Annotated in this window: 15 protein-coding genes and 1 tRNA gene; 11 read left to right on the forward strand and 5 right to left on the reverse strand. The window is 59.8% G+C overall.

The annotated features are described in order from the left end of the window. The first annotated feature begins 117 nt into the window (after positions 1–117). From ACQZ6F_RS23520 to ACQZ6F_RS23530, 3 genes are all read left to right on the forward strand, one after another. Complete coding sequence (locus tag ACQZ6F_RS23520; RefSeq protein ID WP_449094289.1) at positions 118–1,344, forward strand: LysR family transcriptional regulator; 1,227 nt, start codon at positions 118–120, stop codon at positions 1,342–1,344. Positions 1,345–1,448: 104 nt separating this feature from the next. Further along, positions 1,449–1,664, forward strand: coding sequence for a hypothetical protein (locus ACQZ6F_RS23525; RefSeq protein WP_077468614.1), 216 nt, complete (start codon positions 1,449–1,451; stop codon positions 1,662–1,664). 267 nt (positions 1,665–1,931) lie between these two features. Continuing rightward, positions 1,932–2,318 carry a hypothetical protein gene (locus ACQZ6F_RS23530; RefSeq protein WP_449094290.1) on the forward strand — a complete coding sequence of 129 codons (387 nt, stop codon included), beginning with the start codon at positions 1,932–1,934 and terminating at the stop codon, positions 2,316–2,318. Positions 2,319–2,393: 75 nt separating this feature from the next. Here ACQZ6F_RS23530 and ACQZ6F_RS23535 read toward each other — a convergent pair whose 3' ends face one another. Further along, on the reverse strand, positions 2,394–2,693 hold the full coding sequence (locus ACQZ6F_RS23535; RefSeq protein WP_068397432.1) for a putative quinol monooxygenase: 300 nt from the start codon (positions 2,691–2,693) through the stop codon (positions 2,394–2,396). A gap of 265 nt (positions 2,694–2,958) precedes the next feature. On the opposite strand from ACQZ6F_RS23535, the gene ACQZ6F_RS23540 reads away from it, so the two are divergent. Next, a complete protein-coding gene (locus tag ACQZ6F_RS23540) occupies positions 2,959–3,564 on the forward strand; it encodes a class I SAM-dependent methyltransferase (protein ID WP_449094291.1) in 606 nt (201 codons plus the stop codon). Between the two features lie 37 nt (positions 3,565–3,601). Here ACQZ6F_RS23540 and ACQZ6F_RS23545 read toward each other — a convergent pair whose 3' ends face one another. From ACQZ6F_RS23545 to ACQZ6F_RS23555, 3 genes are all read right to left on the reverse strand, one after another. Further along, positions 3,602–4,063, reverse strand: coding sequence for a hypothetical protein (locus tag ACQZ6F_RS23545; RefSeq protein ID WP_136686786.1), 462 nt, complete (start codon positions 4,061–4,063; stop codon positions 3,602–3,604). Positions 4,064–4,209: 146 nt separating this feature from the next. Then, positions 4,210–4,285 (reverse strand) — tRNA-Thr (locus tag ACQZ6F_RS23550). 136 nt (positions 4,286–4,421) lie between these two features. Next, complete coding sequence (locus tag ACQZ6F_RS23555; RefSeq protein WP_449094292.1) at positions 4,422–5,381, reverse strand: NAD(P)H-dependent flavin oxidoreductase; 960 nt, start codon at positions 5,379–5,381, stop codon at positions 4,422–4,424. 314 nt (positions 5,382–5,695) lie between these two features. Here ACQZ6F_RS23555 and ACQZ6F_RS23560 point away from each other — a divergent pair, with 314 nt between their 5' ends. After that, the gene (locus tag ACQZ6F_RS23560) at positions 5,696–6,943 is read left to right on the forward strand and encodes a hypothetical protein (RefSeq protein ID WP_449094293.1); all 1,248 of its coding nucleotides are present in this window, start codon (positions 5,696–5,698) and stop codon (positions 6,941–6,943) included. A 16-nt stretch (positions 6,944–6,959) separates the two neighbouring features. Here the strand turns inward: ACQZ6F_RS23560 and ppk2 are convergent, their stop codons facing one another. Beyond that, positions 6,960–7,841, reverse strand: a complete 882-nt coding sequence (gene ppk2, locus ACQZ6F_RS23565) for a polyphosphate kinase 2 (RefSeq protein WP_449094294.1) — start codon at positions 7,839–7,841, stop codon at positions 6,960–6,962. A 279-nt stretch (positions 7,842–8,120) separates the two neighbouring features. On the opposite strand from ppk2, the gene phoR reads away from it, so the two are divergent. The 6 genes from phoR to phoU all read left to right on the forward strand — a co-directional run bounded on the left by phoR (position 8,121) and on the right by phoU (position 15,035). Next, positions 8,121–9,347, forward strand: coding sequence for a phosphate regulon sensor histidine kinase PhoR (gene phoR / locus ACQZ6F_RS23570; RefSeq protein WP_246662508.1), 1,227 nt, complete (start codon positions 8,121–8,123; stop codon positions 9,345–9,347). A 185-nt stretch (positions 9,348–9,532) separates the two neighbouring features. Further along, positions 9,533–10,567 (forward strand): substrate-binding domain-containing protein, encoded by a 1,035-nt coding sequence (locus tag ACQZ6F_RS23575; RefSeq protein WP_077468620.1) that lies wholly within the window; start codon positions 9,533–9,535, stop codon positions 10,565–10,567. A gap of 60 nt (positions 10,568–10,627) precedes the next feature. Then, complete coding sequence (gene pstC / locus ACQZ6F_RS23580; protein ID WP_449094295.1) at positions 10,628–12,109, forward strand: phosphate ABC transporter permease subunit PstC; 1,482 nt, start codon at positions 10,628–10,630, stop codon at positions 12,107–12,109. Next, entirely contained in the window at positions 12,106–13,440 is a 1,335-nt protein-coding gene (pstA, locus tag ACQZ6F_RS23585) for a phosphate ABC transporter permease PstA (RefSeq protein WP_449094296.1), read from the forward strand. Before pstC ends, pstA begins: the two co-directional genes overlap by 4 nt. A 14-nt stretch (positions 13,441–13,454) precedes the next feature. Continuing rightward, positions 13,455–14,270, forward strand: coding sequence for a phosphate ABC transporter ATP-binding protein PstB (gene pstB, locus ACQZ6F_RS23590; RefSeq protein ID WP_077468623.1), 816 nt, complete (start codon positions 13,455–13,457; stop codon positions 14,268–14,270). A 51-nt stretch (positions 14,271–14,321) separates the two neighbouring features. Then, a complete protein-coding gene (gene phoU / locus ACQZ6F_RS23595) occupies positions 14,322–15,035 on the forward strand; it encodes a phosphate signaling complex protein PhoU (RefSeq protein ID WP_077468624.1) in 714 nt (237 codons plus the stop codon). The last annotated feature ends 13 nt before the right edge of the window (positions 15,036–15,048 follow it).

Here is a 15,048-nt window from a genome sequence, read left to right on the forward strand (position 1 = left end):
CGGTCGCCTTAGTTCTTAGGGATATCTTTTTTCGAGAACACGTCATATCGTCCGGATATCATCGGCGGCGCCGCGTCCGCACTAAGGGCGCGCACTCGGCTTGGAAGGAAGAACGGCTTGTATCTCGGCGCATTGTTCATAGCCGACATGGTATTTTCCATCGGCTCGGTAAGGGAGACCGCTCGCCGGCTTTCCTTTTCGGCCTCCACCGTCTCCAGCGCGCTTCGCCGTCTCGAAACGGAGTTGGCGCTGAAGCTTGTCGAACGCGCTTCCGGCGAGCTCGCCACGCTGCTGGCCAGTTCGAAGGTGCAGAAGGCGCTGCAGCCCGTTCTTGCCGGCATTCGCCAGCTGTCGCTCCTGGTGAAGGAGCCGCCCCCACCGGATGGATATGACCAATGGGCCGCGCGTCTGTCGCTGAAGATTGCCACCATCGAGCGTTTCCTTGAGGTGGCCGATCAGGGCAGCATCAATCGCGCCGCCCGCCGCCTGCGCCTGGGTCAGCCGCAGCTTTCATTGCAGATCGCCAACCTGGAGGAATTGTTCGGCTGTCGCCTGTTCGAGCGCCAGGCACAGGGATCGGTGTTGACTGAGGCAGGCCAGGAGGTTCACGCCATTCTTGCCGGCATCGCCCAGGCATGGGACGAGATGAAGGCGGCGGCGGACGAACGCTTCCAGCGGACCGCCCGTGCCGTGCGCATCGGCTCGATCATTCCCACCGGCTCGGAAAGCTGGGTCGCACGCTCGCTGGCGAGCCTGGTGTCGCGCTGGAACATCGGCGGCAACCGCAACATGCTGTCGCTGATGCTGATGACCGCCGACGATCTGCGCGAGGCGCTCCGATCCGGCCGCATCGATGTCGCCATCGTCGATTCCGTCTTCGGCCTCGATGCCTTCGAGCATATGGAGCTGGTCGCGACGGACATGGTGGCGATCGCCCCGCCCGACAGCAAGGAGGAAACCTTTGCCGCGCTGGTGGAAAATCATCCGCTCTGCGTGCCGAGCCCGCGCACCGGCATCGGCAACGCGGCGACGGCCTTCGGCTATGACAGTCATGATCGGCGGCGGTTTCGCGGTCGCGACATCACCTCGGCCGATTCGCTGCCCGTCATCGTCGACCTTGTCGCCAATCACGGCTACGTCTCGTTTCTCGGCCGCGTCAGCGCCATGCCGATTTCGGACAAGGTGAGAATCGTCGACCCCGATCAGATCCTGCCATTGTCCTATCATATCGCCCACAATAGCCGCAAAGCGTCGATCGAGGCCTGCCGGTTGATCCAGCAGGCGGTCCGCGAGCTGATGGTGGAGGCGGGAGCCTCCCGAAAATATCTCCCCACGCGTGGATAGGCGGAACCATCACGCCATCTCCGCGTTTAGATACGTTACGTTAGTCCGGACGTACGAAAATTTTAAGCCCCCCAAGATCTCGTCCGGCACCCAAGGAGATTGAAATGAAAATTTTGGCAACGGCGCTCGTCGCGCTGGGCATTCTTGCTTTGCCCGCAACCTATGCCGAAGCTCGTGATTATCATCGCTGGCACCATCATGGCCCGGTGATGGTTGAGCATCACCGCCACGATCATGGCTGGGACCGCCATCATGGTTGGGACCATCATCATCGCTGGGACAGGCGGTATCACAGCAAGCCGCATTTCTCGCATAACTGACAACTAACTATCCGACCTGCAAAACGGCGCCTTCTGGCGCCGTTTCCTATTGAGCTAGTGGCGGTATCGATCTCTGGGTGTAGCATCTGCCCCTTCGATACCCACGGCTTATTTTCAGGCTTGGCGATGAAGCCCGAGCCTCCGGAAAATACGTCGCCATCTCCGGATGTTTTGGAACTATCGGACCGCAACCGCGTTTACCTTATCGGTCCGGACAAGTGCGGATGAATGAGCCGCCTTGGTGTCCGGCATCGAAGGAGGCTGGAAATGAAAATTCTGGCAACAGCGCTCATCGCGCTTGGCGTAATCATTCTACCCGCAACCCATGTCGAAGCGCGCCCACATCACCGCGTGCATCACCATCATACGGTGATCGTCCATCGACATTACCATCACTACTACCGGCCTTACTACTATCGGCCTTATGGCTATTACCGCCCTTACTATTACGATGACTACTACCAGCCCTTCGTGCCTTTCGCATTTTACGGCTGGGGTAACCACTATAATCGCGGCTGGTATGGCGGCCACAGATGGTATGGCGGCGGGTATCGTCACGGCTGGCGCGGGGGCGGCTGGCACGGCGGTGGCGGCTGGCATGGCGGCGGGGGCTGGCACAGATGGCATAGCCAGCCGCATTTCTCTCATAACTGAGCATGCACCGATATGCAAAACGGCGCCTTTCGGCGCCGCTTACTTGGCGATTAGCAGCTGTTCGAAGTCACCGGCTCATGCCGGGTTCAGCACATGCACGGCGCGGGCTGCCATAAGGTGTTTCACTTTTTCGCCATAGGCGGCCATATGCGCCGCCGCGGCATGGGCCTTCAAGGCGTCCATGCTTGCCCACTTCTCGACAACGACGAATGTATCTGGCCCGAATGCCGGATCGGCGCCTTCCACATCCACGACAGCCGTATATTCGATGCAGCCATCTTCGGCATGCACGGCCGGAACATTGGCCTGGAAGGCTTCGAGCACTTCGGCCCTCTTGCCGGGCAGAGCGGTGAGGATCGCGAGAACGTGGATCATGATGATGTCCTTGAAACTATAGATAGCACGGGTGAAAAATACAGGATGCCGCCGATTCCGCGACCGGTCTCAACCACTATCACAGAAAGACGAGATTCGAACGGCGATTGCCCATGAAGAAGCCAGTACTTTGCTCTCGATCCGCGTCTTTCGTCTCGAATGCCTGACGCAAGCCATGGATGGCAAGAATTCAGCCATACAAGCTTTCCAAAGCAGATCGCTTATGCGGCTTGGGCTGCAGCAACGTCGAAGGTATCCGCCGCACATGAACACCCGCGACTCGAGATTCTATTACAAGGGCGCTCTGCCGCAGACGCAGCTCAGCCTGCATCACACGGAAAACGCCCGATTGCTGCCCGACCGCGGCGAACTTCTTTATCGCTTGCCGCATGGCGGCATCGGTGCGGAAATCGGCGCAGCCTTTGGCGATTTCACCGGCGAGATTCTTGAAAAGAATGTGCCGCGGGAGCTCTATCTGATCGATGCATGGGACACGCCCCGCTACCAGGATGGCCTGACGCAGATCAAGACGAAATTCAGGGATGAGCTGGACAATGGTCGGCTGCATATCATGCAAGGCTATTCAACGGTAAGGCTGGCCGAATTTCCCAACGGCTTCTTCGACTGGGTCTACATCGATACCAATCATAGTTTCGAGACCACCTGGGAAGAGCTGGTGATCGGTCACGCCAAGGTCAAGCAGACCGGACGCATTGCCGGTCACGACTTCTGCACCGGCAACGTCGTCGATGCCGTGCCCTATGGCGTGGTCGAGGCCTGCACCAAGTTCTGCAAGGATTTCCACTGGCAGTTCGAATACCTGACCGTGGAATCCCAGGGACATTTCTCGTTTTCCCTGAAGCGGCTCTGAGCGCATCAGCAGCCGCACGTGCTGATTCCGAAGAGGCTTAGTTGGAGCCAGCAGGCGCGTATGGCTCGCATTTATAGGGTGTCGAGCCAGCCTTGTCGCGAACGACGGCATTGCCCTCCGCATCGAGCTTCAAGGTCCAGGATGTTTGCAGGCCGTTCGAGCCCATGACGCCTCCAGTGAAGGTCACGTCGTCTCCCTGTCGGGTGAACCCGGTGACGCCGCCAAGGTGGCGCTGATAGTCCTTCGGGCGCATGACGACGCCGACCAGGGCCGCTGTTCCGCTGGGAGCCGACAGGCCATAGCCGCCATCGGGCGCGCAAGCGGTCATGTCAGTGATGAACGGGCCGCCGACACAATTGAGGATATGGCCGAACTGCTTCTTGGAATTCAAGTGCACATAAACGGTGTCACTGCCATCACCCTTGCAGAGCAGATGTGTTGGAGCTGCCAACGCCATCCCGGTGGCTGCCAGATAAACGATGGCAGTGATTGTCGTCATGAAATTCATAAAAGCCTCCGACAGCAGTCATCATTGGTTGGCACCGTAGCAAAACTTCACCTGGCCAATGAAGCAACCATGAACACCGAGTTACCGGTGATTAACAACCGCAGCGTGCTGCATTCTGTGTTGGCTTTTTTGAAGAATGGTGCCGCTTGCAGGACTCGAACCTGCGACCCCATCATTACGAATGATGTGCTCTACCACCTGAGCTAAAGCGGCATTCAAGGGGCGTTCAATTTGGCCCCGCGATTTGCATGGCGCTGATACAGTCTATGCGGCCAGATTTCAAGCGTCCAAATCGCCATTTGGTAAAAAAGCGAAAAGTCTGTGGGAGAACAGCCCGTTTTCAGCCTGTTCAAAGCGCCAGCCGCGCCCGCGCCTGGCGATATTCCGCCTCCAGCCGATCGACAAGCGCGGCGACGGGCTGGATGGCTTTGACTGCACCGATACCCTGGCCGGAGCCCCAGATATCCTTCCATGCCTTGACGCCGGTCGTGGCGGCTTCGAAGTCCATCTTGGAAGGATCGGCTTCCGGGAGCTTGTCGGGATCGAGCCCGGCGGCAACGATGGAGGGCTTCAGATAGTTGCCGTGGATGCCGGTAAAATAGTTGGAATAGACGATATCGGCAGCAGTGCCATCGACGATCGCCTGCTTGTAGGCGTCGACGGCGCGGGCTTCTTGCGTTGCGATGAAGGGCGAGCCGATATAGGCCATGTCGGCGCCGGCTGCCTGGGCTGCCAGAACGGCGCCACCGGTGGCGATGGCGCCAGCGAGCAGCAGCGGGCCGTCGAACCATTCGCGGATTTCCTGGACCAGCGCGAAGGGCGAGAGCTGGCCGGCATGGCCGCCGGCTCCGACAGCCACTGCAATCAGCCCGTCGGCGCCTTTGCGGATCGCCGAATTGGCGTGACGGTTGTTGATGATGTCGTGCAGCACGATGCCGCCATAGGAATGCACGGCCGCATTGACCTCGGGCACGGCGCCGAGCGAGGAAATGACGATCGGCACCTTGTATTTCACGCAAAGCATCAGATCGTGTTCCAGCCGCTTGTTTGACGTATGGACGATCTGATTGACCGCAAATGGAGCTGCCGGACGCTCGGGATTTGCGGCATTATAGGCTGCAAGATCCTCGGTGATCATGGCGAGCCACTCGTCGAGCTGGCTTTCAGGGCGCGCGTTCAGGGCGGGAAACGATCCGACGACACCCGCCTTGCACTGTGCCAGCGTCAGCGCCGGATGCGAGATGATGAACAGCGGCGAGGCCACGACCGGCAACCGCAGGCGCTCGGTCAGGATTGAGGGGAGGGCCATGAACATCATCCCTTTCTTTGACGTTTACGAAAACGTCAAAGAATTAGCAGATGTCCACATGGCTGGAAAGAGACAATAGCGAACTGCGCCCCTGCACAACCTTCGCGAAAGCCATCCCTACCGGACCACCATTCAGCCATCGCAATTGTGTCGTCTTTGACATTTATCCCCGCCCGAGTGCCTGTGGCTTTGGTCGAAGGCTTGCGTATTGACGGACAGGGCGTTACCGAATCCGGTTAACGAATGATAAAGACCTTGGCCGTCTTGTCGGTAGAGTCTGCAGGTATGTTGCGAGTGAGAGTAAAGGACCTGATGTGAGCGGATTAGAAACGGCTATCAGAAGCGCGTTGGACCGGTCCGATCGCGCCAATCCGGAAATCCGGGCTCGTATCTATCAATCGGCACGGCAGGCTCTGGAAGCCGGCCTCCGCAAGCAGGATATTACCGATATCAATGTCGTCTCCGCGCAGCGTCAGCGGCTGGAGGAAACGATCCGTGAGATCGAGGCGCAGGAGCGCACTCGCCCGGCGGAGAACCTATCCGTTTCGCCCGAGCTTGGCGCGCCGCATGTCTCTCCGAGCGCAGCGCGACCCGTGCCCCAGCAGCCGGTGCAGCGGCAAGAGCCGGTCATGAGCGTGAGCGGCGAAACCCGCGATCCACCCCTTTCCGCTCCCACCGCCGCTCCCGTGGAATCAGAGGCCTCCGAACCTCCCGCATCGGCGGGTGATTTCGGCGATATGCGTGCAGGTCCGGCCGATCATCTCGGTGCCGATAGCGACATGCGACCGGTAGCGGCAGCCGCGCCGGCAAACGCCCGATCGATGAATTTCAAACCGGAGCGTGCTGCCGTTCGCCGCAAGCCGCGCAAATTCTTCTCACGTCTGCTGGTCTTTTGCATCCTGCTCGCCTTCCTTGGCGTTGGCGCCTGGTGGATCAAGACCTCGGGCGTGCTGATGTCGGCGGCGCAAAGGGATACGAGCGTCCGCAATCCACCGGCCCATGTCGATTCGCAGGACTTCAGCGGTGATAATGCCGACGACGACACGGCGGATGACGACAATAGCGGTCCGGTCAATCCGGGGCTGGCGACCATCGATCCGCAGAACAGGTTTTCCGAGGAGTGGATCGAAGTGCTGAAGCCGACCGAAGCCTCGAAGGTTACGACCGGCACGCAGGCGAAGGCTGAGAATGTCTCGGAGAACGAAGGGCCGGCCGTGCGGCTGACCTCGCTTAGCAGCGGCTCTGACGGCAATGCCTCCGTCGAAGTGCCGGTCACCGTGCTGCAGCAGATGGCCGGCAAGCCTTCGACGGTCGCGCTCACATTGCAATCGACCTCCGACGCGCCGACGCAGATTACCGTGGAGTGCGATTTCGGTTCGCTTGGCAGCTGTGGGCGTCACCGCTTCACGGTCAGCCGTCAGAAGACGGATGCGTTGTTCCAGGTTCGTTTCGATCGGTCGCTAGCGCCGACTCGCCCCGGCCGTCTGATCATCAATAGCGATCTGGACGGCAAGGCCCGCGGCGTCAACGTCTACGCCATCCGCGTCCTGCCCGGGCAATAGGCCCGGGCTGCTGCTTCTATTTCAGAAAGTCCGATCCCGTGCCGAGGATCTTGTCGTCGATTTCGCCAATGGCCTTCTTGTCCTTGCCGTCATAATCGAGCGCCAGCAGGATGTGGCGGATAAGGTTCAGGCGGGCACGACGCTTGTCATTGGCGCGCACGACGGTCCATGGCGCATAATCGGTGTGCGTATCCTTCAGCATCCGGTCGCGCTTTTCGCCGTAATCCTTCCACTTCGGCAGGGCGGCGATATCCATGGAGGATAGTTTCCAGACGGCACGGGGATCGTGGCACCGGTCGTGGAAACGCTTCAATTGCATCTCTCTGCCGATATCGAGATAGAATTTGAAGAAGTAGATGCCGTCCTGGACGATGAGCTTTTCCATCTGCGGCGCCTGCTTCAGGAACTGCTCGTATTGTTTCGGCGTGCAGAAGCCCATGACCGGCTCGACGCCGGCGCGGTTGTACCATGAGCGATCGAACAGAACGAATTCGCCAGCCGTTGGAAATTGCGCGACATAACGTTGGAAGTACCATTGTCCCGCTTCGCGGTCCGTCGGCTTGGTCAATGCCACGACGCGCGCCAGGCGAGGGTTCATATGCGCCGACGTTGCGGCAATCGAGCCGCCCTTGCCGGCCGCGTCTCGCCCTTCAAACACGGCCATCACCCGCTTTCCGGTCGCCTGCAGCCAGAATTGCACCTTGATGAGTTCGATCTGCAGCTTTTTCAGCTCTTCCAGATAGTCCTCTTCTTTGAGCTTCTTCTTGTAGGGATAGTCGCCCGAGGTCAGCGCCTCGTCGTCGATCCAGCTTGGAAGCACGGGGTCATCGACATCGAACATGCGCTTGGTGCCATGGATGTCCAGCTTCACCGCGCGGCTCTTGGCTTCCTCTCCCATATATCCCCGGCTCCTCGGTTGTTTACGTTCCGTTAATCTCACCGCTTTGACGCGGCAAAAAAGCTCCTCAGGCAAACTGGGGCTTTTATTCAATAGTTTCAACCCCTTTGCTGTTCGCCTCATTTGCCGGCTATATTTATTGCTGTGAGTTGGCGGCTTCTGTGGATGGAGCCGAATACTTCTGTCATGAATCCCGGCTAATAGGCGGAATCCAGCATTCCATGATGGCAGGCGAAGGGACGGGCGCAGTTGGAAGACGAATGGTCATTTGTCAGGAAATTGGCAGTACGGCTGCGGCAGGAGAGTGCCATCCTGATTTTGGCGACGCTGATCGCCGCACTCGCGCTCATGGAAAACATCAATACCGGCGCCGTGTTCTGGATCTGGGCTATCGTGGTCATCGTCGCGCTGATCCGCCCGCCGCTGGTGGAGCGGATAGTCGTGCCGTCGCAGGCCGAGCGTGAACCGGCCGATTCGGGCGTCCTGCTCAATACCGTCTTCGCAGGCTTGGCCGCGCTCGACATTCCGGTACTGATCATCGACCGCGAGGCATCGGTGCTGGTGCAGAACACCGCCGTTGAAAAGGCCTTCGGCGCCTTTCCGATCGGAGCCCATATTTCGTCGAAGCTGCGCTCCCCCGGCCTGCTCGACATGGTGCGCGAGACGATCGCGACCAACACGCCAAACCAGATCGAGCATTCCGAGCGCCTGCCTTCCGAGCGCGTCTATATCGTGCGCATCGCGCCAGTCGACCTGCCGCCATCCGACGCCGAGCTGGGCTCCTTTTTCCTGCTGTCGTTCCGCGATATTTCGGAGCTTCGGCATATCGATCGCATGCGCTCCGATTTCGTTGCCAATGCCAGCCATGAGCTGCGCACGCCGCTTGCCTCGTTGCGCGGCTTCATCGAAACCATCCAGGGTCCGGCGAAATCGGATATCAAGGCGCAGCAGCGCTTCCTTGGCATCATGTTCGATCAGACCACGCGCATGAGCCGGCTTGTCGACGACCTTCTGTCTCTATCCCGATTGGAGCTGAAATCGCATCTCGCACCGGATCAGAAGGTCGATCTCGTGCCGTTGCTCGGCCATGTACGGGACTCGTTGCTGCCGCTTGCCGGCGATCTCGATGTGACGATCAATCTGAATGTCCCCTCTGGCAAGGTCGAGGTGCTGGGTGACCGGGATGAACTGGTGCAGGTCTTTGAGAATCTCATCGAGAATGCCTGCAAATATGGCCAGGAGGGCAAGTCAGTCGAAGTCTCGCTGCTGAACGAGCCGGGCCAGGCAGTCGAGGTCATCATCTCGGACAAGGGTCCGGGGATACCTGCGGAGCATGTGCCTCGCCTGACCGAGCGCTTCTATCGCGTTAACGTTGAGGACAGCCGTTCCAAGAAGGGTACGGGCCTGGGGCTTGCCATCGTCAAGCACATTCTGACGCGCCATCGCGCCAGGCTGATTGTCAAGTCGGAAGTCGGCAAGGGAACGGACTTCACGGTCCGTTTCTGAAAGGCTCTGTGAATCGCCCGTTTTTGGCGTGTTTTATCTCATGTATTTCAAATGGATAGCTTGTCATAATTGTTTCACTCGCCTGACATAAAAGGGCGGTGCTTGGTCAGTAGAAAAGAGATGCTGAAACTGGCGGATGTGGCATTCGTCGCAGCGCTCTTCAAAGCTTGCCAGGGGGATTCATTATGAATGCTTTGAAACTATTCATTCTTGCAATGGTTGCGTCGACCGCTTTTGCTGGTGTCGCCGCGGCTCGCGATCAGATTCAAATCGCTGGCTCGTCTACTGTTTTCCCGTATGCGAAGATCGTTGCTGAAAGCTTCGGTGAGACCTTTACCAATTTCAAGACGCCGGTCGTCGAGTCGGGTGGTTCTGGCGCCGGACTGAAGGAATTCTGCAAGGGCGTGGGCACGGACTCCATCGATGTCGCCAATTCATCGCGCCCGATCAAGGATAGCGAAGTCGAGGCCTGCAAGGCTGCCGGTGTTGCAGATATCCAGCAGGTCAAGATCGGCTATGACGGCATCGTCTTCGCCTTCGACAAGAGCAATCCGGATATCAAGTTCGAACCTGTCGATCTCTACAAGGCGCTCGCCGCCGAGGTGGTGGTTGACGGCAAGCTGGTTGCAAACCCTTACAAGAAGTGGTCGCAGATCAATCCGGCGCTGCCTGATTTCGAAATAGCGGCCTATATTCCGGGCGAGAAGCATGGCACGCGTGAAGTCTTCGAAGAGAAGGTTTTGGCCGCCGGCTGCAAGGCTTCCGGCGCGGCAGACGTCATCAAGGCGACGGTCTCAGATGCTGGCCAACAGGCCAAGAAATGCGTTGCCGTGCGCAAGGATGGCGTTGCCGTCGATATCGACGGCGACTACCCCGAGACGCTGGCTCGCATCGATGCCAACAAGCACGGCATCGGCGTTTTCGGCCTCTACTTCTTCCAGAACAATGCCGACAAGCTGAAAGTCGCCACCGTCAGCGGCATCGTGCCGTCGGGCCAGACGATCGCGGACGGCACGTATCCGGTGTCGCGTCCGCTGTTCTTCTACGTCAAGAAGGCACATCTGGGCGTCATCCCGGGCCTGAAGGAATATGTCGACTTCTTCACGAGCGATCAGATGATCGGACCGGACAGCCCGCTGGCGGAATATGGCCTTGTGCCTGCTCCGGATAGCGAGCGCGATCAGATCCGCAAGGACTTCGCCAACGGGAAGATCATGTAAGTGCATTGAGACTGCGTCGGTGCGGGTTGCATCCGCACCGGCGTTCGCCGGGGAATGGGAATGAGCGTATCGCTGCTGTTGTTAAGCCTGTCGGTCATCGGCGCCCTTGCCTTCGTGCTTGGGCGGGTGAGAGCGGCTGCGCTGTCGGACGGCAGATCCTCGTCGATGCATTCCCGGCTTGGCTATCATGGCGCCTATGCCGCGATCTGGGCGGTCCTGCCGGCTCTGGCGCTCATCTGCGTCTGGCTGATCGTCAGCCCGATCGTGATTGATCGGCTGGTGATCAAGTCGTTTCCGGAGGAGGTGAAGAGCCTCCCGGCGGCAGAGCTCAATCTCAGCTACGGCATGGTGCGCAGCATCGCCCACGGCATGCGCCTTCTCGATGATCAGGAGCTCGCCGCCGTCGACGGTGGCTCGGCCGACCTGCAATTGCTTCTGGCGCAGAAGGGCGTGCCGCTCGCGGTTCGCCCGACGGGCTATATGATCGACGCCGCCAACAAGTATAACGGCATGCGCGAGGTCAGCCGGACAGTGATGTCCGCATCGGCGATCCTGCTGTCATTGCTTTGTGCAATCCATGGTCTGCGCGCCATCGCCTTGCGCTTTCGCGCCCGCAACCGCGTCGAGCAGGTCATTCTCGGCGCCCTGATCGTCGCATCCTCCATCGCGGTGCTGACGACGGTTGGCATTGTCGTTTCGATGTTGTCGGAAGCGGCCCGTTTCTTCAGCATGGTGCCCGCCAGCGAATTCTTTTTCGGCACGGTCTGGGATCCGCGCTTTACCGGTGCCGGCTCACAGACATCGGGCACCTTCGGCCTGATCCCGTTGCTGGCCGGCACGATCTATATCGGCTTGGTCGCCATGCTGTTTGCCGTGCCCATCGGATTGTTCGCCGCAATCTACATGGCGGAATATGCATCGACCCGTGTGCGCTCCATTGCCAAACCCATGCTGGAAGTGCTGGCCGGCATTCCCACCATCGTCTACGGCTTTTTTGCCCTCGTCACGGTCGGACCTTTCCTCAGGGACATCTCGGCCGAGATCAATGGTCTGATGACGGGAAGCTATCGAAGCTTCATCGAGGCGCAGAGCGTGTTGACCGCCGGCTTCGTCATGGGGGTCATGCTGATCCCTTACGTCTCCTCGCTGTCGGACGATATCATCATGGCCGTGCCGCGCTCGCTGCGTGACGGTTCGCTCGGTCTGGGCGCCACGCGATCCGAGACGGTGAAACGCGTCCTGTTGCCTGCGGCACTTCCGGGCATCGTCGGTGCGCTGCTGATGACGGCATCACGGGCGGTTGGCGAAACGATGATCGTCGTGCTGGCGGCAGGCGTTGCCGCCCGCATGCAGCTCGATCCCTTCGAGCCCATGACGACGGTGACAGTGAAGATCGTCAATCAGCTGACCGGCGACCTGGAGTTCACCTCGCCGCAGACCCTGGTCGCCTTCGCGCTCGGCATAACGCTGTTCTGCCTGACCCTCTGCCTGAACGTCTACGCGCTCTACATCGTCCGCCGCTACAGGGAGCAGTACGAATGAGCGGCGTCGTATCCTCCTCGTCACAAAATATCCCGCGTGGACTGGCGCCCGGCGCGCCTGTGCGACGCGATATCGGCATCAAGCGCCGTTATGCCGCCGAACGCCGCTTTCGTGCCTATGGCCTCGCTGCTGTCGTCTTCGGCCTCGTCTTCCTTTTGGCGCTTGTGTCGACCGTGGTTCGAAACGGCTATACGGCCTTCGTGCAGACGTCGATCACCTTGCCGATCGAGTTCACCGAGAAGGTCATCGACCCCACGGGCAAGCGCGCCAGCGACCCGAAGGTGCTGATGGTCGCCAACTATCCGGTCCTGATCCGCGATGCCCTGGTAAAAGCGCTTGATATCGACCCATCCAACCGGGCGCTCGTGCGCGAGGCAACCGCCATGGTGTCGGATGGCGCCAGGATCGTGCTGCGCGACAAGGTTACCGCCAATCCGTCGATCGTAGGAACGACGCAAAACCTCACCGTCCTCGCGAGCGCCAACATCGATTCCGCCAACAAGGGACAGATCGATCTGACGGTTGATGAGAAGGATCGCAAGGTGTCGGACCGGCAGCTCGGCTGGATGAAGCAGCTGACGGCGAGCGGCGCTCTGCACGAAGCCTTCAACAGCGGCCTGTTTGTGTCGGGCAACTCAAGCCGCCCTGAGGCTGCCGGTCTCGGCGTCGCACTGATCGGCTCGCTCTATCTGATGCTGACCGTGCTGGTTCTGGCGCTTCCCGTTGGCGTCGCTGCGTCGATCTATCTGGAGGAATTCGCGCCGAAGAACCGGCTGACGGACCTCATTGAGGTCAACATCAACAATCTGGCGGCCGTGCCCTCGATCGTTTACGGATTGCTCGGGCTTTCGGTCTTCATCAACATGATGGGCCTGCCGCGCTCGGCCTCGCTGGTTGGCGGCCTAGTGCTGAGCCTGATGACGTTGCCGATGATCATCATCGCCACACGTTCGGCATTGCGAGCGGTGCCGCCCTCGATCCGCAGCGCTGCGCTTGGCCTCGGTGCCTCGCGCATGCAGATGGTCTTCCATCACGTCCTGCCGCTCGCCATGCCCGGCATATTGACGGGCACCATCCTCGGACTGGCGCATGCACTCGGCGAGACGGCGCCGCTGCTCCTGATCGGCATGGTCGCCTTCGTTGCCAACTACCCGGCATCGCCGCTCGATCCTTCGACGGCGCTGCCGGTGCAGATCTACATGTGGGCGAGTGAAGCCGAACGGGCGTTCGTCGAACGAACCTCCGGGGCGATCATCGTCCTGCTCTTCTTCCTCGTTGCGATGAATATCGGCGTGATCCTGCTGCGCCGCCGCTTCGAACGGCGCTGGTAGGGGAGGGCGATCCAATGAACATGATGACGGAAGCCGCAAGTGAAAGAGCATTGGCCAGGAAGATGACGACGATCCCCTACAAGATGATCGGCCAGGACGTGTCCGTCTTCTACGGCGACAAGCGTGCGCTCTTCGACGTCAACCTGAACATCCGCGCCAATACGGTTACGGCGTTGATCGGTCCTTCGGGCTGCGGCAAATCCACCTTCCTGCGTTGCCTCAATCGCATGAACGATACGATCGAGACCTGCCGCGTCACCGGCAAGATCACGCTCGACGATCAGGATGTCTACGACAACAACATTGATGTTGTGGAGCTGCGCGCGCGGGTCGGCATGGTCTTCCAGAAGCCCAATCCGTTCCCGAAGTCGATCTATGAGAACGTAGCCTATGGCCCCCGCATCCATGGTCTGCATCGCTCGAAAGCCGATCTCGAGCATATCGTCGAAACCAGCCTGCAGAAGGCCGGTCTGTGGGGTGAGGTGAAGGATCGGCTGCATGATGCCGGCACGAGCCTCTCGGGCGGTCAGCAGCAGCGCCTGTGCATCGCCCGTGCCGTCGCGGTCAGCCCGGAGGTCATTCTGATGGACGAGCCCTGTTCGGCGCTCGATCCCATTGCCACCGCCAAGGTCGAGGATCTGATCCACGAGCTGCGCGAAAACTTCACCATCGTCATCGTCACGCATTCCATGCAGCAGGCAGCCCGCGTGTCGCAACGTACCGCAATGTTTCATCTCGGCCATCTGGTCGAGGAGAACGATACCGATAAGATGTTCACCAATCCCGACGATTTCCGCACGCAGGATTACATCATGGGCCGTTTTGGTTGATGATGCCGTGCGCGCGGCTCCTTTCACACAGTTCACCTTGAGGATAGAAAAATGGTCTCCACTCACATTCTCTCTGCCTATGACGAAGACCTGAAGTTCCTGACGCGCCGTATTGCGGAAATGGGCGGCCTGGCCGAGCAAATGGTCAGCGACAGCGTTCGGGCGCTGGTCCAGAGCGACACTGGTCTTGCGCAGAAGGTCATCTCCGACGACGTAATCCTCGATCATGCCGAGCGCGAAGTCGGCGACAAGGCCATCGTCACCATCGCCCGTCGTCAGCCGATGGCTGCCGACCTGCGCGAGATCATGGGTTCGATCCGTATCGCTTCCGATCTGGAGCGCGTCGGCGACCTCGGCAAGAACACCGCCAAGCGCGTCATCGCCGTGCAGGGTACGGGCGTTCCGCGTCGCCTGGCTCGTGGCATCGAGCACCTTTCCGAATTGGCGCTGAGCCAGCTCAAGGAAGTCCTCGACGTCTACGCCACCCGCTCGCCGGACAAGGCCGTGTCGATCCGCGAACGCGACGAGGAAATCGACGCGATGTACACCTCGCTCTTCCGCGAGATGCTGACCTACATGATGGAAGATCCGCGCAACATCACCACCTGCACGCATCTTCTCTTCTGCGCCAAGAACATCGAGCGCATCGGCGACCATGCCACCAACATCGCCGAGACGATCTATTACATGGCGACGGGTGCTCAGCCCGAAGGCGAGCGCCCGAAGGACGATACCGCCAATACCGTCGGCGCAGTGACGGAATAATCCGAAAGCGAAG

The organism is Rhizobium sp. A22-96, assembly GCF_053521805.1.

What these genes read in the sequence shown, in the direction of transcription:
- ACQZ6F_RS23525 (WP_077468614.1), top strand. Translation starts at nt 1,449, where the DNA reads ATGAAAATTTTGGCAACGGCGCTCGTCGCGCTGGGCATTCTTGCTTTG.
- ACQZ6F_RS23530 (WP_449094290.1), top strand. Translation starts at nt 1,932, where the DNA reads ATGAAAATTCTGGCAACAGCGCTCATCGCGCTTGGCGTAATCATTCTA.
- ACQZ6F_RS23535 (WP_068397432.1), bottom strand. Translation starts at nt 2,693, where the DNA reads ATGATCCACGTTCTCGCGATCCTCACCGCTCTGCCCGGCAAGAGGGCC.
- ACQZ6F_RS23540 (WP_449094291.1), top strand. Translation starts at nt 2,959, where the DNA reads ATGAACACCCGCGACTCGAGATTCTATTACAAGGGCGCTCTGCCGCAG.
- ACQZ6F_RS23545 (WP_136686786.1), bottom strand. Translation starts at nt 4,063, where the DNA reads ATGACGACAATCACTGCCATCGTTTATCTGGCAGCCACCGGGATGGCG.
- ACQZ6F_RS23555 (WP_449094292.1), bottom strand. Translation starts at nt 5,381, where the DNA reads ATGGCCCTCCCCTCAATCCTGACCGAGCGCCTGCGGTTGCCGGTCGTG.
- ppk2 (WP_449094294.1), bottom strand. Translation starts at nt 7,841, where the DNA reads ATGGGAGAGGAAGCCAAGAGCCGCGCGGTGAAGCTGGACATCCATGGC.
- ACQZ6F_RS23575 (WP_077468620.1), top strand. Translation starts at nt 9,533, where the DNA reads ATGAATGCTTTGAAACTATTCATTCTTGCAATGGTTGCGTCGACCGCT.
- pstC (WP_449094295.1), top strand. Translation starts at nt 10,628, where the DNA reads ATGAGCGTATCGCTGCTGTTGTTAAGCCTGTCGGTCATCGGCGCCCTT.
- pstA (WP_449094296.1), top strand. Translation starts at nt 12,106, where the DNA reads ATGAGCGGCGTCGTATCCTCCTCGTCACAAAATATCCCGCGTGGACTG.
- pstB (WP_077468623.1), top strand. Translation starts at nt 13,455, where the DNA reads ATGAACATGATGACGGAAGCCGCAAGTGAAAGAGCATTGGCCAGGAAG.
- phoU (WP_077468624.1), top strand. Translation starts at nt 14,322, where the DNA reads ATGGTCTCCACTCACATTCTCTCTGCCTATGACGAAGACCTGAAGTTC.